At 60.9% G+C, this 19,720-nt stretch carries 18 protein-coding genes and 1 pseudogene; 9 read left to right on the top strand and 10 right to left on the bottom strand.

The features are described 5' to 3' along the window. Positions 1–103: 103 nt before the first annotated feature. The 3 genes from AC0L2O_RS25905 to AC0L2O_RS25895 all read left to right on the top strand — a co-directional run bounded on the left by AC0L2O_RS25905 (position 104) and on the right by AC0L2O_RS25895 (position 3,761). The gene (locus AC0L2O_RS25905) at positions 104–850 is read left to right on the top strand and encodes a sensor histidine kinase (protein WP_473371708.1); all 747 of its coding nucleotides are present in this window, start codon (positions 104–106) and stop codon (positions 848–850) included. A gap of 124 nt (positions 851–974) precedes the next feature. After that, positions 975–1,616, top strand: coding sequence for a response regulator transcription factor (locus AC0L2O_RS25900; RefSeq protein ID WP_473371707.1), 642 nt, complete (start codon positions 975–977; stop codon positions 1,614–1,616). Between the two features lie 114 nt (positions 1,617–1,730). Next, positions 1,731–3,761 carry a PAS domain-containing protein gene (locus tag AC0L2O_RS25895; RefSeq protein ID WP_473371706.1) on the top strand — a complete coding sequence of 677 codons (2,031 nt, stop codon included), beginning with the start codon at positions 1,731–1,733 and terminating at the stop codon, positions 3,759–3,761. A 36-nt stretch (positions 3,762–3,797) separates the two neighbouring features. Here AC0L2O_RS25895 and AC0L2O_RS25890 read toward each other — a convergent pair whose 3' ends face one another. The 8 genes from AC0L2O_RS25890 to AC0L2O_RS25855 all read right to left on the bottom strand — a co-directional run bounded on the left by AC0L2O_RS25890 (position 3,798) and on the right by AC0L2O_RS25855 (position 11,392). Then, entirely contained in the window at positions 3,798–4,319 is a 522-nt protein-coding gene (locus AC0L2O_RS25890) for a Dps family protein (protein ID WP_473371705.1), read from the bottom strand. Positions 4,320–4,387: 68 nt separating this feature from the next. Continuing rightward, complete coding sequence (locus tag AC0L2O_RS25885) at positions 4,388–4,816, bottom strand: cupin domain-containing protein (protein ID WP_473371704.1); 429 nt, start codon at positions 4,814–4,816, stop codon at positions 4,388–4,390. Between the two features lie 37 nt (positions 4,817–4,853). Continuing rightward, on the bottom strand, positions 4,854–5,279 hold the full coding sequence (locus AC0L2O_RS25880) for an OsmC family protein (protein WP_473371703.1): 426 nt from the start codon (positions 5,277–5,279) through the stop codon (positions 4,854–4,856). A gap of 34 nt (positions 5,280–5,313) precedes the next feature. After that, a complete protein-coding gene (locus tag AC0L2O_RS25875) occupies positions 5,314–7,491 on the bottom strand; it encodes a xanthine dehydrogenase family protein molybdopterin-binding subunit (protein WP_473371702.1) in 2,178 nt (725 codons plus the stop codon). Positions 7,492–7,493: 2 nt separating this feature from the next. After that, positions 7,494–7,964: a (2Fe-2S)-binding protein gene (locus tag AC0L2O_RS25870; protein WP_473371701.1), complete on the bottom strand. Its 471-nt coding sequence runs from the start codon at positions 7,962–7,964 to the stop codon at positions 7,494–7,496. A gap of 79 nt (positions 7,965–8,043) precedes the next feature. Beyond that, the gene (locus tag AC0L2O_RS25865; RefSeq protein WP_473371700.1) at positions 8,044–8,892 is read right to left on the bottom strand and encodes an enoyl-CoA hydratase/isomerase family protein; all 849 of its coding nucleotides are present in this window, start codon (positions 8,890–8,892) and stop codon (positions 8,044–8,046) included. A gap of 62 nt (positions 8,893–8,954) precedes the next feature. Then, on the bottom strand, positions 8,955–10,307 hold the full coding sequence (locus tag AC0L2O_RS25860) for an epoxide hydrolase family protein (RefSeq protein WP_473371699.1): 1,353 nt from the start codon (positions 10,305–10,307) through the stop codon (positions 8,955–8,957). Positions 10,308–10,336: 29 nt separating this feature from the next. Then, positions 10,337–11,392 (bottom strand): alpha/beta fold hydrolase, encoded by a 1,056-nt coding sequence (locus AC0L2O_RS25855; RefSeq protein WP_473371698.1) that lies wholly within the window; start codon positions 11,390–11,392, stop codon positions 10,337–10,339. A 319-nt stretch (positions 11,393–11,711) separates the two neighbouring features. Here AC0L2O_RS25855 and AC0L2O_RS25850 point away from each other — a divergent pair, with 319 nt between their 5' ends. The 5 genes from AC0L2O_RS25850 (at position 11,712) to AC0L2O_RS25830 (ending at position 16,370) form a co-directional block, all read left to right on the top strand. Continuing rightward, complete coding sequence (locus AC0L2O_RS25850) at positions 11,712–12,425, top strand: type 1 glutamine amidotransferase domain-containing protein (protein ID WP_473371697.1); 714 nt, start codon at positions 11,712–11,714, stop codon at positions 12,423–12,425. Positions 12,426–12,571: 146 nt separating this feature from the next. After that, positions 12,572–13,603: a DUF4331 family protein gene (locus tag AC0L2O_RS25845; RefSeq protein ID WP_473371696.1), complete on the top strand. Its 1,032-nt coding sequence runs from the start codon at positions 12,572–12,574 to the stop codon at positions 13,601–13,603. Continuing rightward, on the top strand, positions 13,587–14,432 hold the full coding sequence (locus tag AC0L2O_RS25840) for an enoyl-CoA hydratase/isomerase family protein (protein ID WP_473371695.1): 846 nt from the start codon (positions 13,587–13,589) through the stop codon (positions 14,430–14,432). Before AC0L2O_RS25845 ends, AC0L2O_RS25840 begins: the two co-directional genes overlap by 17 nt. Next, entirely contained in the window at positions 14,368–15,423 is a 1,056-nt protein-coding gene (locus AC0L2O_RS25835) for a heme-binding protein (protein WP_473371694.1), read from the top strand. The genes AC0L2O_RS25840 and AC0L2O_RS25835 overlap by 65 nt, the downstream gene beginning before the upstream one ends. Then, positions 15,420–16,370 carry an alpha/beta fold hydrolase gene (locus AC0L2O_RS25830; RefSeq protein ID WP_473371693.1) on the top strand — a complete coding sequence of 317 codons (951 nt, stop codon included), beginning with the start codon at positions 15,420–15,422 and terminating at the stop codon, positions 16,368–16,370. The genes AC0L2O_RS25835 and AC0L2O_RS25830 overlap by 4 nt, the downstream gene beginning before the upstream one ends. 31 nt (positions 16,371–16,401) lie before the next feature. On the opposite strand, the pseudogene AC0L2O_RS25825 reads toward AC0L2O_RS25830, so the two are convergent. Both AC0L2O_RS25825 and AC0L2O_RS25820 read right to left on the bottom strand, forming a co-directional pair. Further along, positions 16,402–16,993 (bottom strand): annotated as a pseudogene (locus AC0L2O_RS25825) (NADPH-dependent FMN reductase). Between the two features lie 41 nt (positions 16,994–17,034). After that, positions 17,035–17,691, bottom strand: a complete 657-nt coding sequence (locus tag AC0L2O_RS25820; protein ID WP_473371692.1) for a VOC family protein — start codon at positions 17,689–17,691, stop codon at positions 17,035–17,037. Between the two features lie 229 nt (positions 17,692–17,920). Here AC0L2O_RS25820 and AC0L2O_RS25815 point away from each other — a divergent pair, with 229 nt between their 5' ends. Further along, positions 17,921–19,681: an MOSC domain-containing protein gene (locus AC0L2O_RS25815; protein ID WP_473371691.1), complete on the top strand. Its 1,761-nt coding sequence runs from the start codon at positions 17,921–17,923 to the stop codon at positions 19,679–19,681. Positions 19,682–19,720 lie beyond the last annotated feature (39 nt).

Raw genomic sequence — 19,720 nt, 5'->3', positions numbered from 1 at the left:
TCATCATACGATGAGCTGATAAGCGGCACCGAAACGTAGGATGGCAAAGACGCCGTCGACCGGCTTTTGATGGAACTACGCCATCGAGCCAACGGGGGAAGACATGAGAACGATCGAAAGCCTCATCGCCGCGCCAAACATGCAAGATCGGACGCCGAAAACCCTCGTCGCGCGGGAGTTTCAGACGACGATTGTCGGGATGATGGGACATGATCTCCGGCAATCCTTGCAGGTCATTCAGGGGACGTATTCGCTGCTGCGCTCGCGCCTGGAGCAAATGCCGCAACAAGCGTGGCTGGACCGCGGAGAGCGGGCCGTCACAAAGCTGACCGAACAGCTCGATTGTCTGGTGGATGCCTTTTACCTCGCCGAACGAACCAACGCGCTGGAGGTCTCCTCCGTCGGACTCGGGCCCCTGTTCTGGCGGCTCAGACACGAAAATGAAGATGCCGCTATTCAAGCAGGCATCGATCTTCGGACCGTTACAACGAATGCCCATGTAATGAGCAATCCGGTGCTGCTCGATTGCATCCTCCAAAATTTGCTGACTAACGCCACGAGATACACGGAGGCTGGAGGACGGATTTTGATCGGCTGCCGCCACAAAGGGTCCGAAATCAGGATCGATGTATACGACACAGGGATCGGTATTCCGGAAGACCAACTGCCTCGAATCTTCGAATCCTTCATGCGTCTTGCGCCCGAACGCAGTAATGGCTTGGGCATCGGGCTCGCTATCGTCCGCCGTGCGATCGAGGTGCTTGGCCACCGGGTCGAAGTCCGGTCGGTGGTGGGGGAAGGGTCGCTGTTCTCGATCTACGCGCCCGCTGCGCTGACGAGCGTAAGCTAAGGCGCCGCCACAATTGACCTTTTCGAGACGGCCGGAGGAGTATCCTCCTATACATAGGTGTGATCCCCGGTCCGTTCCCGTTTGTGCTAACAAACCCGTGAAAACACGGTACATAGCAAACGGCATGCGGCAAGCCACCAACGAAAAGGCCCTGGTGCACGTCGTCGACGACGATGCTTCTATGCGCGGCGCGCTAGAGGGTCTCTTTGATTCCGTCGGACTGCAGACTCAGACCTATGCCACGGCGAAAGACTTCCTTTCGGCAAACCTCTCGGACCGGCCTGGCTGCATCGTCCTCGACGTCAGACTACCCGACATGAACGGCCTCGAGTTTCAAACCCGGCTGGTCCAGATCGGCGTCGGAATTCCGGTGGTGATGATGACGGGATATGGGGACATTCCGATGTCTGTCCACGCCATGAAGCATGGCGCTGTAGATTTCCTTCCCAAGCCATTTCGCGATCAGGACATGCTCGATGCCGTCCTGGCCGCCATCGAGCGCGATCGAGAGCGTCGCGTCGTCGAAAACGACGGTTCGCGACTGAAAGAGCGCTTCGAAACGCTATCCCCGCGGGAACAGGAAGTGATGCTGCTCGTCACGACCGGCAAGATGAACAAGCAGGTAGCCGGCGACCTCGGGATCAGCGAAATTACCGTCAAAATTCATCGAGGTGCGGCCATGCATAAAATGGGCGCACGAACTTATGCCGAGCTGGTTCGGATGGCCGATGCTCTCAAACCAATCCTCCGGAAACTCGGCCGATAGCCGTATCCCCGTCAGTCCACTTCTCCGACAATACGAACGTTTCGTTCGCACGCATTGTCGATTGCCTTGCGTGCCTCTGCGCAGGCCGAACTGGTGGTGAGCAGGCGGGGGAAGATGATCACGACGACGTCCGCTCTTTCGCGGATCCTGAAGTGCCCAATGATTGTAAATTACGCGATTGCGATTGTTTCGACGGCAATATCAGCCGTGGTGGCTTTGGCGGTATTGCCGTCATGGAACGCCGATCCTGCGCTCTTGTTGTTTCTCTGCACGGTCATGTTTGTGGCCTTGGCAGCAGGTCCGGGCCCGGCGGCGCTCGCTTCCGTGCTGACCTTTCTTTCTCTCCAATACCCTCTTCTATCGCCGGGCTATCCCGAAGTACTCCAGTCCAACGAAATTCTCCGAGCGGGACTGTTTATCGTCGCATCGGTACTCGTGGTGATGCTGTCTGCTGCCCAGAGAAGAACTTCAGCCCCGTTACAACTGCTAGGCAACAGCCAGCAGATAATGATCGGGGAATTGCAGGAGCAAAACGATAGGCTGCGTGTCGACAACGCCGAACACAGCGAGGCCGCAACAAGGGCGCGAGCAGCCGAGCAGGAGATTCGGCTGATCGTCGACACGGTTCCCGCACTGATCGCCCGATATCGGGCCGACGGATTCATGGATTTCCGCAACAAGAACTGGCGGGACTATACCGGCCTGCCACAGGATAATTTCGGCGGCCGCCGTTGGGGAAGCGCGCTGCATCCCGATGATGAGCAGATGGTCGAACGAAAGTGGCGCGAACACATCGCGACAGGAGAACCGTTCGAGCTGGAGCAGCGCCTGCGAAGAGCCGATGGAGAGTACAGGTGGCATCGGGTTCGCCGCGTACCGCTACAGGGCGAGACGGGTGAGGTGATCAAATGGTATGCTATCGCGTTCGATATCGACGAAAGAAAGCGAACCGAGGACGCGTTGCGAGAGAGCGAAGCTGACCTGGCCAAAGCCAGACATGAGCTTCAATTGATGATCGACACGGTGCCCGTATTGGTACTTCGCCACCGGGCTGACGGTATAATAGATTATGTCAATGAAGTCGGACGAACATACAGCGGACTCACAACGACGAAGTGGACCACGCGCACCAGCATCATTACCCATCCCGATGACGTTCCACGACTTGAAGCTGCCTGGGATGTCGCGCTTGTCACAGGTGAACCTTTCGAGTCGGAAGTTCGCCTTCGAAGAGCCGATGGCGAATACCGCTGGTTCGTTACACGGCGTGTGCCGTTGCGGAGGAACGGAGAGGTTATCGCCTGGTACGCGGCAACCTACGACATCGAAGACCGCAAACGGGCCGAGAACGAACTGATCGAGAGCGAGCGGCGATTCCGCGAGGCTCAAATGGAGCTGGCGCACGCGAGCCGCGTGGTCACCATGGGGCAGTTCACGGCCTCTATCGCGCACGAGGTCAATCAACCTCTCGCTGCCCTGCTTACGAATGCCGGAACCGCTCTGCGTTGGCTCGCCCACCAACCACCCAATTTGGAAAAGGCCAAACCGTCCATCGAGCGAGTTATCGACGACGGCAAGCGGGCCGCCGATATTTTGAGTCGGATTCGGGATTTCTCGAAGAAGGCGCCGGTGCGGATGGAGAGCCTGGAAGTCAACGACGCAATTTTGGATGTTATGGGGCTGACGCATACCGCAATGTCAGACAATGGTGTTTCGGCGAAGATGCAACTGGCAAAGGAACTCCCGCGCATTCTGGGGGACAAAGTGCAATTGCAACAGGTAGTCCTGAATTTGATCATGAACGCGATCGAAGCGATGAACGAGGTCGGGGCGGGATCACGCGAATTGTCGATCAGCACTAGCAAGGCCGAGTCGGACGGCGTACTCGTAGCCGTGCGTGATTCCGGGCCAGGACTGCCTCCAGCGGGCCTCCCGCGTATTTTCGAGGCCTTCTACACAACCAAATCCAGCGGTTTGGGGATGGGGCTGTCGATCTGCCGCTCGATCGTCGAAGCGCACGGCGGCCGGCTCTGGGCAACACCGAACGAGCCTCACGGAGCTGTCTTTTACATGACGCTGCCGATCGGGGAACAATCGCTTGAGAAGCTGAACGGGGAGCTATGCTCTCAGCATCCCGGCGGCTGACGCGAAACAAGTGTTCGACAATTTCCTATGCTGCAGTCACCCCTCACCGCGCCGTGTGGCCTCAAACAAGAACCAGGTGCGCCGCTCGGCTTCATCGATCCAATTTTCCAACAGGCTCGCGGTAGCCACGTCGCCATACTCGTCGCAGAGGCCGTGCGTTTCGCGCGCGGCTGCACTGATTTGTCTGTTGTCGTCTCGGAGCTCGGCGAGCATGTCCATCGGGGTAACGAAACCTGCGTCGTTGTCCAGGATACGTTGCAAGCGGCCGATATGCCCGATCGAACGCAATGTCGTGCCTCCGACCTTGCGCACCCGTTCGGCGATGGCGTCGGTCGTAGCGAAGATCTGGTCACCCTGCTCGTCGAGGAGAAGGTGATAATCGCGAAAGTGCGGACCGGACACGTGCCAATGAAAATTCTTGGTCTTCAGATACAAGCCGAACACATCCGCAAGCAGTATGTTCAAGGCACCCGAGATATCTCGGATCGCATCCGGCGTCAGATCTGTAGGTGTCTTGAGCAAAGCGGTTTTTCGCGCTTGGGCTTCTCGAATACTCATTGACTTCCTCCCCTTAGCCGATAGTTCCCGATGACGTCAGGATCAGGATCAATTCCAGGACCCTGCCCTCAGGCGTGTCGATGCCGCGGGTCGTCGCGCGGGTCGTGATATTCAAGACCAAGCGGACCGATCGCCGTCACCTGCGTGACGTATTCGCCGGATTTCGCCCAGTGGAAATGCCAGGTTTCTCCCGGCAGAACGACGACGCTTCCCGGCGGATAGGCTTGCACGTTGTCGGCGTCGAAGGTCTCACCGAGCCCGATGTAGAAAACACCGGACATAACCGTGTAGATTCGATCTTCCGGGTGCTTGTGCGGCATCAGCTTGGCGTCGGTCGGCAACTTCACTCTGACCACATAAGGACCGGGTTCCGCCGGGTGGCCAACCATGATCGCCAAACGAGCACCAGCCGGAAACGCCGGAAACGGCTTCCAGTCGATCTCCTCCGGCAAGATCGCTTTGAAATCGGCCTGATCAGGCTGGTGTTTCAGGGTCATCGCCGCTCTCCTTTCCGTGACGATCGAAAGCCTGCAGTCACTGGATCAATTTCGTATCCAGTGTAATCGTCGCGTTGAGAACCTTGGACACCGGACAGCTCTTCTCCGCCTCGCCCGCGAGGCGCGCAAACGCTGCGTCGTCTAGATTTGGCACATTGCCTCGCAAAGTCAGCGCGGATCGACTGATGCGGAATCCCTTACCGTCCGACTCAAGCGTCACGGCTGCTTCGGTGCTGAGTTCCGTCGGCGTAAAGCCGGCGCTCTGCAGCACGAATGCCAACGACATCGTGAAGCACCCGGCATGTGCTGCTGCGATAAGCTCTTCTGGGTTCGTCCCCTTCTCGTTCTCGAAACGCGTCTTGAAGGAATAGGCCGTCTCGGCCAGCACTCCGGATTCGCTGAACAAGTGGCCGCCTCCGGCACGGCCGCTCCCGCTCCAAACCGCTTTTGCTTTGCGAATCACGTCGCTTCTCCTTGCTTGTTCTGACTGGTTTGCCTCAAACCGGTTGCTTGAGCGCGTTGACATCGATGGGCATCTTGCGCAGCCGCTTTCCGGTGGCGGCAAAGATCGCATTCGCGATTGCAGGAACGATGCCTGAAGTGCCGGCCTCGCCCATTCCACCCGGCGGTTCAGCGCTCTTGACCACGTGCACCTCGATCGCGGGCGCCTCGTTGATGCGCAATATCTGGTAGGTGTCGAAATTGGTCTGCTCGACACGGCCGTCCTTGAGCGTGATCTCGCCATAGAGCGCCGCGGTCACGCCAAAGTTCACGCCGCTCTGGATCTGCGCCTGGACCGTGTCGGGATTGACCACGGTGCCGCAATCCATCGCGCAGACCACGCGATGGACCCGAACCGAGCCGTCCTTTACAACCTCGACCTCAGCCACCTGGGCGAGGTAGCTGCCGAACACGTATTGCAGGGCAATGCCGCGTCCACGCCCCTTGGGCAATACCGAGCCCCAGCCGGCTTTCTCTGCTGCCAGATCAAGCACGGCCTTCGCTCGCGGATTGTGGTCGAGAAGCATACGGCGATAAGCCACCGCATCCTGCCTCGCGGCTGCCGCCAGCTCATCGATGAAGCTCTCGGTGACGAAGACGTTGTGCGAAGGACCGACGCTGCGCCAGAACGCGGTCCGGATGCCCCGCGGCTCGGCGCGCACATATTCGACATGGAAGTTTGGAAGTGCATAGACCAGATCGATCGCTCCCTCCGTCGTATCGGGATCGAGGCCATCCTTGAAGGCCGGCGGCAGCCACCGGGCGATCACGGAAGAACCTGCGAAGCGATTGCGCCAGGCGATCGGCTTGCCGTCCTTGTCCAGACCGGCCGCGATGCGGTCGACCCAATAGGGCCGGTACATGTCCTGCTGGATATCTTCCTCGCGCGTCCACACCACCTTCACGGGTCCATCGACCTGCTTGGCAATCTCGACGGCGCGAACCGCGCCGTCGGCCTCGAGGCGCCGACCGAAGCCGCCGCCGATGAGATGATTGTGGACGATCACCTTCTCGACCGGCAGACCGGCGGCCTTCGCCGCCATTGCCTGGACGCGCGCAATCGCCTGGGTGCCGACCCAAATCTCACATTCACTGCCTCGAAAATGAACCGTGCAATTCATCGGCTCCATCGTTGCGTGGGCCAGGAAAGGCAGCTGATAACTCGCCTCGACCCTGGTTGCGGCATTCGCCATGGCTTCATCGGCATTACCAATGCTTTGCGCGACCGAACCCGGCCCAAGAGTTGCCTGCTCGAGGTCACGTACGACGTCCTGGGTACCCAGGCCGCTATGGGCGCCCTCATCCCATTCGATCTTGAGCGCTTCCAGGCCCTTTTTCGCAGCACCCATATGATCAGCCACGACGGCAACGGCATCCTCGAGACGAACGATCTGGCGCACCCCTTTGACCGCCTTGGCGGCGGAGTCATCCAGGGTCTTCAACCGGCCGCCAAAGACGGGCGATTGGGCCAGCGTCGCGATTTTCACACCGGGTGGGCGGGCATCAATGCCGTAAACGACGGAGCCGTTAACCTTGCCGGAGGCGTCCAGCCGTTTCGCCGGCGTGCCGATCAGCTTGAACTCTTCGGGCTTCTTCAGCGCCACATTGGTCGGCACCGGGATGTGCCCGGCATCCGCGGCGAGTTCGCCATATCTCAGGCGCCGCCCGCTCGGCGCGTGGACCACTTCACCTGCTTCGGCATGGCAGGCACCGGCATCGACGCCCCAGCGCCCTGCGGCGGTCGCGATCAGCATGATCCGCGCAGCCGCGCCCGCTTCGCGGAGCGGCTTCCAGGCGCCACGAATCGCGTTCGAATTGCCGGTCGCCTGCACGCCCAGCAACGGATTGGCGTAGCGCTTTTCGTTCGGCGGAGCGTGTTCTATCCGGACCTGCTTAAGGCCGACTTCAAGCTCCTCCGCGATCAGCATCGGGATCGAGGTGTAGGTGCCCTGCCCCATCTCGACATAGGGCATGGTCAGCACGATCTGCCCGTCGGTGCCGACACGGATGAAGGCGTTCGGTGCGAAGCTGTCGTTACCGACGGCCCTGCCTTGGCCGAATGGCAGGCTTACGCTAAGCACCAGGCCGCTCCCGGCAACGGCGCTGTTGATCAGGAAATTGCGGCGAGAAAGATCGTCGTATGACGTGCGCCCCGCGCTGCGATCGAAAGCCATCTTCAACCCTCCTTCGTCCGCGATTGCGCGGCGAGCTTGATCGCCTCGCGGATGCGGACATAAGTGCCGCAACGGCAGAGATTGCCGCTCATCGCATCGTCGATGTCCGAATCGGTCGGATGAGGTTTATCCTTCAGCAGTGCCGACGCCGACATGATCTGGCCAGACTGGCAATATCCGCACTGCGCGACCTCATGGTCGAGCCAGGCCTTCTGGACCTTCGCGCCGACCGCTGTCGCACCTATCGCCTCGATCGTTGTGATCTTGGAGTCACCAACGCTGTCGATCATCGTGATGCAGGAACGGACGGCCGAGCCGTCGAGATGCACGGTGCAGGCGCCACACAGCGCCATGCCGCAGCCGAACTTCGTGCCGGTCATGCCGAGCACGTCGCGCAGCGCCCAGAGCAGCGGCGTGTCACCATCGACGTCGATGCTCCGTGGGGTTCCGTTAATGTTGATGGTAAAACCCATGATACCGCTCCTTACGTTCCGGACAGGACCGCTCCGACATCGACGGCGCCTTTCGTCGACCCCCGCCGCGGCGATCGTCTCAGCCGCCGAGTTGTCCGACGTGGAAACCCAGTCGATTCTCAACGTCGCCGGCACGGTGGAAGCCGCGTGCCATCAGCGCCTTGATCCTGTTCTGGCTCGCGGGACGGCCGAGGGAGGCCAAGAACGCGTCCCACTCGGGCCGAATTTCCAGATCCGCCGGCAGGCTCGCGACGTCAACGAGACGCTTGGTCTCAGCGATCGCCTCCTTGTCGAACGACGCAATGCGCATTGCGAGTGCTTCGACAAACCGGTCAAGTTCAGCGTCCGGCAACGACCGATTGACGTAGCCGTACCGTTCGGCGAGGTCGCCGGGGATATCATCGGCACCGAGCAATACTTCGAGCGCGCGCCCTCGCCCCATCAAACGCGGCAATCGCGCCATCGGCCCGCCGCCGGGCACAAGGCCGGCACCGACTTCCCATTGCGATAGGATCGCCTTCTCGCGGCTCGCGAAGCGCATGTCGCTCGCCAACGCAAGCTCACTGCCGACCCCGGTGGCGCGGCCCCGAATCGAGGCGATCGATACGACCGGCGCACGGCTGAGTCGGACAAGCATGTCGGGAAGCGACTGCAGCCCGGTCGGTCCCGGCGGGATGCTCATTGATTCTTCCAGTGGGGCGAGGAAGTCGTAATGGGTGATGAAGAATCCCTCGACGGCGCTGTCGAACACGACGACCTTCAGCTCCGGGTCGGTCTCGATCGCGGTGATGACGTCGTTGAGCAGAGGAAGATGCTTCGGGCCGAAGATGTTCACCGGCGGCATGTCGAAGGCCACGCGCCAGTATGATGGGAGGCGGCGCTCCAGCTGGATTTGCTCAGTGGTAAAAGTTCGCTCAGGTCGGTTCATGAAAAGCACTCCTGATGTCTGGTTCGAGCAAGGAAACGCGCTGGCGGACGAGTCGATTCGCGTCAGATCGACTGGCGTAGCGGCCTGAAGGCCGTACGCATCTCGGCGCAAAACAGCTCAGGCTGTTCCCAGGCTGCGAAGTGCCCGCCCTTGTCGAGCTTGTTGTAATGGATGAGGTTGGGATACGCCCGCTCTGCCCAGCTTCTCGGGGCCGCATAAATTTCGTCGGGGAAGGCGCTCACGGCGACGGGGATCGTGACGCCCCGGACGTCAAAGAAGCCTCCTCCCGTCGAAATTTTCGCGGTGTCCCAGTAGAGCCGAGCCGAGGAGATCGCCGTGTTCGTCAACCAGTAGAGCGTGACGTTGTCGAGGATGTCGTCCCTGGTCAGCCCCTCCGGCATTCCATCGAAGACGCGTGAGATCATACCGTAACTGCGGATATCGTGATCCAGCATCCACGCGGCGAGACCGATCGGCGAATCCGCGATTCCGTAAAGCGTCTGCGGCCGATTAGACATTTCCTGGGCGTAGGCCAGGCCATGCTTGTAGAAATCATCGAGTTGATCCCAAGCGTGCTTTTCGTCAGCCGAGAGGCCGGCGGGTGCCGGGCCCCCAGCCGAAAGAGCTTTTGAAACGTCGGCTGGAACGGTAGCCGCCATATTCGTGTGAATGCCTAGCAATCCCCGCGGCTGCTGCAGCGCCATCACCTCCGAGACGGCGTTCCCCCAATCCCCGCCCTGCGCCACATACCGTGTGTAGCCGAGCCGTTGCATCAACGTGGCCCATCCACGGGCAATGCTGACAGGGGTCCATCCGGGCGCGGTCGGCTTGCTCGAAAAACCGTGTCCAGGCAATGACGGGATCACGAGATGAAACGCGTCCGACGCGCTCGCGCCGTGCGCCGTGGGATTGGTCAGGGGATCGATGATCTTCATCTGCTCGATGATCGAGCCGGGCCAGCCATGTGTCACGATCATCGGCAGCGCATTGTCATGTCTCGAACGAACGTGAATGAAATGAATGTCGAGCCCGTCGACCTCGGTGACGAACTGCGGCAAGCCCCTGAGCCGCGTTTCCACCTTGCGCCAGTCGTAATCGGTCCGCCAATACTGCGCGAGTTGCTGGATGGTCTTCAGCTGCACGCCTTGGCTGGCGTCCGCGACCGTTTCGCGGTCCGGCCAGCGGGCCATCGTCACGCGTTCGCGCAGGTTCGCGAGCGCGTCTTTGGGAATGTCGATGTGGAACGGGCGAACAGCGCCACTTTCCGCTGCCGGAGCCGGACGCGCAGAGAGCAGGCTGGCCGCGCCTCCTGCGGCGATACCCATCGCAGCCGTGCTGAGGAACTGGCGGCGATCCTGGTAGCTTTCGAAATCGGCCGTCGTCTGCCCCGGGGGGAAATGCGGGAGACGTACCATGTCACTTACTCCTGATGCTGATTGATGGATCAGATCTTGCTGACGTCGATGACGGCTTGGGCAAAGGCGGCCGGAGCCTCCTGAGGCAAATTGTGACCGACGCCGCCTTTGAGGAGGCGATGCAGATATTTGCCGGAGAACTTTTTGGCGTAAGCGGCCGGATCCGGATGCGGCGCACCGTTTTCGTCGCCTTCGAGGGTTATAGTGGGGACGCTGACTTGCGGGGCGGCGGCGAGTTTCGCTTCCAACTGCTCAAGGCTCGGATCGCCTTCGGCCAATCCGAGCCGCCATCGATAATTATGGATCACGATATCGACGTGATCCGGATTGTCGAAGGCGGCCGCGCTGCGCGCGAACGTAGCATCACTGAACTGCCACTTTGGCGACCCCAGCTTCCATATCAGCTCGGCGAATTCGCGCCGGTATTTGTCGTACCCCTCACGGCCGCGCTCGGTCGCGAAATAATACTGGTACCACCACTGAAGCTCGGCCTTCGGAGGCAGCGGCGTCTTCCCCCCCTGCTGGCTTCCAATGAGGTAGCCGCTCACGGACACGAGGCCTTTGACGCGATCCGGCCAGAGTGCAGCGACGATATCGGCGGTGCGAGCTCCCCAATCGAAGCCGGCAACCGTTGCCTGCTTGATGTTGAGTGCATCCATCAGCGCAATCGTGTCGACCGCCAGGGCAGACGGCTGACCCGTCCTCGGCGTTTCCTTCGACAGGAAGCTGGTCGAGCCGTAGCCCCGCGCATAGGGAACAACGACATGAAAACCCGCTGCGGCCAACTGCGGTGTCACTTCACCGAAGCTATGAATGTCATAAGGCCAGCCGTGCAGCAGAATGACCCCCGGTCCGTCGACGGGACCCGCCTCAACGTATCCGACGTCGAGCACGCCAGCGTCGATCTGCTTCAGCCACGTAAAGGAACCCGTCCCCTCGGATTGAGCCAGTTGTATGGGCGCGTCGAGCACCAGCCCCGCATCGGCAACTTGAACTGGGATAAATTGCGTCGCCGCCAACGCGCCCGTGGCCACCTCAAGAAATCGCCGCCGGCCGAAGAAATTCAAGCGGGCTTTTTCAGACATGTGCATCACCCTATCTTTTGGCCCCTTGGTATCGCACCGACTCGCGTTACGATCCGACCGGCGCTCGACAAACCATGTCGGCGCGCCCCGTTCCGAACCATTCAACGTTGGGAAGATGCCGCTCATATCAATGTATGAGTGATTGGCGCTCAGTGTATGAGTGAGTTCCGCGCTGTCGATCCGCTAAGGACAACGTCACTCGTTCTCGCGAGTTTTCGAGATCAACTCGGCAAATAGCCTGCGAAGGGGCGAGATGCGTCTGAGCATCGTTCGGTGCCAAGTGGCGTTTCATTCATGACCGCAAACCAAGGAGACAGTGATGAAAGTGCTGATGGTGATCACATCACACGACCAACTGGGTAACACCGGGCGAAAAACCGGCTTCTGGCTCGAAGAACTCGCTGCCCCCTACTACGTTTTCAAGGACGCCGGCGTCGAGGTAACGCTCGCATCCCCAAAGGGCGGCCGGCCGCCGCTTGACCCGAAGAGCAATGAACCGGAAAGCCGCACCGAGCTGACGCTCCGGTTCGAACAGGACGAAGACGCGCAAGCCGATCTCGACAAAACCGTTCGCCTCGACAGCGTCAGGCAAGAAGAGTTCGACACCGTCTTTTACCCGGGCGGCCACGGGCCGATGTGGGATCTCGCCGAAGACCAGAACTCCATCAAACTGATCGAGTCCTTTATTGCGGCCGGCAAGATAATTGCCGTCGTATGTCATTCCACCGGGGCACTGCGTCACGTGAAGACGCCGGAGGGCAAACTTCTGGTGCAGGACAAGGAAGTTACCGGCTTCACCAATGGGGAGGAGGAAGGGGTCGGCCTCACCAAGATTGTTCCCTTCCTTGTCGAAGACGAGATGTTGAACCTCGGCGCTATCTTTTCGAAAAAGGTGAACTGGGCACCACACGTCGTCAGCGACGGTTTGCTGATCACGGGACAAAACCCGCATTCGTCGGGTCCGGCGGCGAATACGCTGATGGCGGCGGTGAAGCAAAGGACCAGGCCGGGGGTCACGGCGCGCGCTTCGTAACAATCGGTCCTAGTGACGGGTCGCCTGACAGCCACACCTTTGGTTGGAGCCTCATCACGGCGCCCGTCACGCGACTAGTGGACCTGGAGCGGCCCGCCTCGCGGGCGGCTCCGTCAGAGAGTCTGAGGCTACGAGGGAGTACGTCGATGTCGCACCATTATTCCGGACCGAATGTCGGGTTCCCTCGTGGGGACGCACGCCTGGACTTAACCGACCTCTACGCATTCCCCTCGCCTGTGGATGCGAGCAGATCAGTCCTCATCATGAACGTCCATCCTTCCTCCAGCCTGCTTTTGCCGGAGCCGACTACGCCCGAGCCTTTCGCCGCTGACGCGATCTATGAATTCAAGATCGACACCAACGGGGATGCGGTCGCGGATATTGCGTACCGCGTATGTTTCTCGGCGTTTGCAAACGGAAGGCAAACGGCGGTGTTGCGCCGAGTCGAGGGCGCCCAGGCCGCCGAGACCAGCGACGAGGGCCGGCTTATAGAAGAGTGGCCGGTCTCGATGGGTCGAGAGGCGCTCGTGGTGGAAGCCGACGACCATCGTTTCTTTGCCGGCTGGCGGAGCGATCCGTTCTTCTTTGATCCGATCGGCGCCATGAACGACCTCCACTTCAGCGGCAGAGACAATTTTATCGACAAGGACGTGTGCAGCATCGTCCTCGAGTTGCCGGGCTCGGCTCTCGGAAGCAAACCGTTCGGTGTCTGGGCGCGGACGGTTGATCGCGCCAACGGCGGCTGGGTTCAAGCCGACCGCGGTGCCAAGCCGTCGCAGTCTATTTTCCTGACCGGCGACGCCAGTGCCGACTATCAGGCGTCGGAGCCTGCCGGGGACAGTCGCTTCATCCCGATTTTTGCACATTCGCTGGAGCACACGGGAGGCTACGCTCCGGTCGATGCGCGGCGCCTGGCAGCAACGCTGCTGCCCGATATCCTGCATTTCGATCCTGCACTTCCCGCCTCGTATCCGGGCAACGGCCGGGCGCTGACCGACGACGTCCTCGATCACTTCCTTTCTCTCCTGACCAACGGAAGAGTGAAATCTGACGGTGTAGGTCCTCATCCGGATTTGCTTGCCGAATTTCCGTATCTGGGCCGACCGCATATGGGGGCGACCGAACGATTCAGCGCGTACGAAGCACTGCATGGAGGTTGTGATGCACGGAAAGACTGAGAAAGCACAGATTCGTATCACCCGCTCCTCGTCCAGCTATTGGCGGGTCACGTTCGATAATCCTCCGCTGAACGTGATGGGCCCGCAACTCGTTCGCGAGTTTCGGGAGATTATCACTGCCGTCGAGGCCGACAAGGATGTCAGGGTGCTGGTGTTCGAAAGTGCGGTTGACGGATTTTTCCTTAATCACAGCGATTTCAAGGCCGACTTCAAGGAACTGACCGGCATCCCTCAAGGGCCGACGGGATTGGAGGCGTGGCCGGACATCCTGGTCCGCATCACGCACCTACCCGTGGTATCGATCGCCTTGATCCGCGGTCGCGCGACCGGGAACGGAAGCGAGCTTGCTCTCGCTTGCGACATGAGCTTTGCGAGTCGCGAGAAGGCGCTGTTGTCGCAGTGGGAAGTGGGCGTTGGGTTGGTCGCGGGCGGCGGGCCGATGGCGCGTCTGCCGCGGCAGATGGGCAGGCAAAGGGCCCTGGAGGTGCTGCTGAGCTCCAATGACATCGGCGGCGACCTCGCCGAAGCCTATGGCTATGTAAACAGGTCCCTGCCGGACAGGGAGCTCGATGGCTACGTCGACGCGCTGGCGCGGCGCATCGCCTCGTTTGACAAATGGGCGATCGCAAACACCAAGCGCCTCGTGAATGCCGCCAGCCTGCCGCCGGATGTCGAGATCGCGGCCGGCTGGGATACGTGCATGGCCTCGATCCCTCGACCGGCTGCGCAGGGAAGGATCAAGGCGCTGTTCGAGCAGGGATTTCATGAGCCCGGAGACGCAGAAGATCGCCTGGGAATCCATCTGGGGCAACTCGCCCACGGAGGCTGATGCGATCGTAGCACGCAGTTTTCCCTTGCGCGCGACCCTGATCAGAAAGGACACCGTGATGGACTTACTCGCCTTTGCAAAGAACATCGCCGACCGCGTCGAAGCGCAGTCGGCCCGCGCGAAAGTTCCGGTTGCCGTTACTGTCATCGACATTCACGGTAACATGCTTCTCCAGCACCGCATGAGCACCGCGCCGGTGTTCTCGATCGAGATATCGGAGCGGAAAGCCTACACGTCCGCGCTGGTGGGGCTGCGAACGGCCGATCTGTCTCCCCTGGTGCAGCCCGGGAAGGATCTCTTCCCGCTGATGGGCCTCTCCGGCGGAAGGTATTGTTCGATGGGCGGCGGCGCGCCGCTTACCTGCGAAGGCGAGCTGGTCGCGGGCGTCGGCGTTAGCGGTGGCACCGTTGAGCAGGACGTCGCCGTTCTTGAAGCAGCACTCCGGGAATCTCCGGTCATGCGCAAGACCGACATGAAGCTCGAGGTCGTCGTGATCCCCGTCGCGGACGCTGATCGCGCCAAGCGTTTCTATGGCGATCTGGGTTGGCGGCTCGACATCGACTATTCCGCCGGCGACAATTATCGGGTGATCCAGTTCACGCCGCCGGGCTCCGGTTGCTCGATCATGTTCGGCAACAACATGAGCGGGGCTGCGCCCGGCTCGGCGAAGGGGCTGCACCTAATCGTGTTCGACATCCAGGCCACCTGCGAGGACCTGCTTTCTCGTGGCATCGCGGTCAGCGAGCCATTCCACGACGCCAGCGGCGTATTCCACCATGCCGAAGGAAAAAGCCTGCTCTCCGGTCCAAATCCGCAACGAAAGAGCTACGCCTCCTACGCCTCGTTCAGCGATCCCGACGGCAACGCCTGGGTGTTGCAGGAGATCACGGCGCGATTGATCGGACACATCGAGGATGGCGACACCAGCTTCACGCCCGAGCTCGCGAGTGTCGTTCGACATGCGGCAGCCGGCAATGGAGCCACGCTGTGAATATTCCGGCCCTGCTTGTCCTCTCAGCAGCACTCACCTGCATGAACACCAACGTACCGGCGCAAAACATGACATCTCGCCGACAGTCGATTTCCTATCACACCGTCAGCATCCAGGGCCTTGATATCTTCTACCGGGAAGCCGGGCCGGCCGATGCGCCGACCGTGCTGCTGCTGCACGGCTTTCCCTCGTCGTCGCGGATGTGGGAACCATTACTTCCCCTCCTGAGCGACAAATATCATTTCATTGCCCCCGACTACCCCGGTTTCGGGCATAGCAGCGCGCCCTCCCCATCGACCTTCGAATACACGTTCGACAATCTCGCGGGTGTGATGGATGAACTCACAACGAAGCTCGGCATCACGAGCTATGTTCTGTTTATGCAGGACTACGGCGGACCCGTTGGCTTTCGCATGGCGTTCGCCCATCCGGAACGGGTCCGCGCCCTCGTCATCCAGAACGCAGTCTCTAACGAGCAAGGCCTGAGTCCTCTTTGGGAGGCACGCAGAAAATATTGGGCGGATCCGGCCCACGAGCTCGCCAACCTCAAGGCTAACTTCACATCCTTTGAGGCGACGCGGCAGCGCCATATCGGATCAAGCCCCCATTCCGACCGTTACGATCCGGATACATGGACCGACGAGTACGCCTTTCTCAACCGTTCGGGCCAGGCCGACATTCAGACCACGCTGTTTCTGGATTACCGGACCAACGTCGCCTCCTATCCGCGCTGGCAAAATTGGCTGCGCGAGGTGCAGCCGCCGACTCTCGTGGTTTGGGGCAAATACGACCCGTCCTTCACCGTCGCCGGCGCGATGGCCTATGCCGACGATGTGCCGAAGGCCGAAATACACATTCTCGATGCGGGACATTTCGCGCTCGACGAAGGGACCGACCAGATCGCATCGCTTGTCCGTGACTTCCTCGAACGCCTGGCGCGCAAGTAAGGAATGCGGCCGAACGCCGCGTTAATGGCGATCAATACGGCGGCTTCTTGCGCTGACGCTGCAAATTGTGCCGCTTCAACCCACCACGTCAGATCGTCGACAAAGCGTGGAAACGCTTTTTCGAGAGCCTCGCCGCCCTGACCCGTCGGAGCACCATCGGCCGCGAGGGTCTGTGCAATCGGACCAGCGGCGATCGTGCTTGAAATCACCACCATTCCCATCTCGGAAAGTGTGCCGTGCCAGGCGGTCGCCGCCCGTGCGCCGGAGAAGCGTCCTGCCGAATAGCTCGCGATCGCCGCGGGACGCCAGAACCATTCCTCGAGAAAATGATCCGTCAGGTTTTTCAGTCCTGGCTGCACACCCCAATTATATTCGCCGGTGACGAAGACAAAGCCATCGGCGTTACGAATCTTGCCGGCCAACTGCTCTAGAGGCTCGGGAGCTGCACCCTGCGGATATTCCTTGTACATTCTGTTGAGCATCGGAAGGTCGACCGCCTTGGCGTCGATCAGTTCGACGGCGTCGCCCCGGCGCTGTAATCGTTCGACCAGGAATTCGGCCAGGCGGATCCCCATCCGCTCGGAACGGTAGGAGCCGTAAAACACCAGGATTTGATTGCTCATTGCAGCCCCCTCAGCCGATCACAGCACGCGCAGCCGCTGGTTCAACTTGGCAATGGCTCGCCCGCCTGCTCGCGGACGATGTACTCGGCGTACCAGTCCGCCCAGTTTTCGTCATGTCCGCCCGTTCGTTTCTCATGCTCGCCATGCGCGACCGCGGCACGTCGCAGCGTCGCTGCGAGTTCGGCTGCCGAAGTGAAGGTCGTGTCAGCCTCCACGCGGCCGGGAAGCCGCATGGTAACTTCCTGGAGCAACCAGCCGTTGCCATCGGGATCGCTGAACGAGGCCAGCGAGGAATAGCTGCGGCGTTCCGGGTCCGGGCCGTCGAAGCGGACACTGCCGAACAAATGGGGCTCGTCGTTTCCCTTGTGAACGTCGCCGCCGCCGTGAAACGGGCCGCTGACCTTTACGCCGCGACCACGCAGATCTTTGCACGCAGCCTCAATATCGGAGACGATCAAGTACAGCCCTTTCGCGGAACCGGGTGCCGCCGCAGTGACATTCGCACCGAAGATGACCGACGCGCCGGATCCCGGCGGCGTGAACTGAATCACGCGATAGCCGTCAACAGCAGCGAAGTCGGCGTCGAGCCTCCAGCCCAGGTCACCGTAGAACTGCTTGGCGCGATCGACGTTCGAAACAGGGATGACAACGATCTCAAGCTTCATGTCGAGCGCCCGCATTTGAGAGGGGTTCATCATGTTGTCTCCCTGATGCCGGTCAAAATTCAACGACACGTGAACACAGAATCTGTAACTGGCCACTCATACATTGATATGACTGTCTTCTTCCGAAGGTCGAATGGAAAAACACACTTAACATCAGCAGCGTAGGAATACTTGCCAGGCCATTCGAGGTGAAGTGAAGTACGTGGCTGGCGCAAAAGGACGCAGCCATGCTCTGCACCGGCGATCATCCTTGGGAAACGTGATGGGACGTTTGCTTTCAGTGAATGTGGGCCTGCCACGCGACATCGCCTGGCAGGGCAAGACCGTCCATACCGGCATCTGGAAGGCGGCCGTTGAGGGCCCGCGCATGGTGCGCTGGCTCAACATCGACGGTGACGGACAGGGTGACCTGAATGGCCATGGCGGCGAACGCCGCGCTGTATTTGTCTATCAGATGGATTCCTATCGGTATTGGCAGAGCCATCTGGGACGAAGCGACTTCATTTATGGTCAGTTCGGCGAGAATTTTACCGTCGATGGCCTGTCGGATGCCGAGATCTGTATCGGAGACCGCTACCGGATCGGCGGCGCCCTGTTCGAGGTGACGCAGCCGCGCGTGACCTGTTACCGGCTGGGCATCCGCATGAACGAGCCGGAAATGGCCGCGCTGGTGGTCAAGCACGGCAGACCTGGGTTCTATTTCCGTGTGCTGGAGGAAGGCGAAGTGGAGGCCGGCAACGAGATCGAACAGGTCGCCTCCGGGCCCGAGCGCATGAGCGTGTCCGAGATCGATGCGCTGCTTTACAAGCCCGGCCATCCCCGCGACCAGCTGGAGCGCGCGCTGCGCATCCCGGTGTTGAGCGTTGGCTGGCGTCGCTCCCTCGAGGCGTTGCTCACCCAGCAGCGCCAAGGCGGCGCGACGACGGGAAACGCCGGACTCGGTGCAGTGTCCGGCCCGCCGCCGGCGTGGCGCGGTTTTCGCCCGCTTCGCATCTTGCGCAAAGTGCAAGAGAGCGGGAGCGTGACCTCCCTGCTGCTCGAGCCCACCGACGGAGGACCTGTCGCCGCGCCCCTCCCCGGGCAGTTTGTCGTGCTGCGGCTTGACCCGCCGTCGGCGCCCGAGCTGATGCGCAGCTATTCGCTGTCGGGAGCGCCAGGTGCCACGAGCTATCGCGTGAGCGTCAAGCGGGAACGCCACGGCGCGGCGAGTGCCTATATCGACGACGGGCTGCAAGTTGGCGACATCGTGCAGGCAAGTGCTGCACGCGGCGATTTCACATTACGGCCAGGCGACACGCCTGTGGTGTTGTTGAGCGCGGGCATCGGCGTGACACCGGTGCTCGCGATGCTTCATGCGCTGGCGACCGATGCATCGAGGCGAGAAATCTGGTGGCTGTACGGGACCCGTAACCGCCGCGAACATCCATTTGCCGAGGAGGTGCGTGGACTGCTCAAATCACTTGCCCACCACCACACACATATCTGCTACAGCTCGCCGGATCCGCAGGATCGGGTCAACGTTGATTTCGACACGCCTGGGCATCTGAACGCGCGAATCCTCGGTGAACTCAACGTGCCCCGCAATGCCGACTTCTATATCTGCGGACCGTCGAGCTTCATGGGCGATCTGACTGCCGGGCTCAAGAAATTGGGCGTCACGGCAGATCGCATCCACACCGAGATATTCGGTGCCGGTCCGTCCATTACCCCGGGTATTGCGGCTGGGCCGCATCGGCCGCCGCATTTGCCGGCAGGCGCTCCCGGCTCGGGACCAATGGTTTCGTTTGCCCGCAGCGGTCTCAATGTCCGCTGGGGGCCATCGTTCCCCAATCTGCTCGAGCTGGCCGAGGCCTGCGACGTTCCCGTGCGGTATGCGTGTCGAACCGGGGTCTGCCACACCTGCGAGAGCGGCCTTGTGGCAGGAAATATCGGTTACCGTCCTGACCCGGTCGACGCCCCGGCGGACGGCATTGTGCTGATCTGCTGCGCGCAGCCTGAGGGCGACGTCGTGATCGATTTGTAAGGGCGTGCGGCCTGCACGCTCACGCTTACCAAACGATGG

This window comes from Bradyrhizobium sp. Kon10, assembly GCF_055807395.1.
This window is presented reverse-complemented; position numbering and strand designations above follow the sequence as displayed.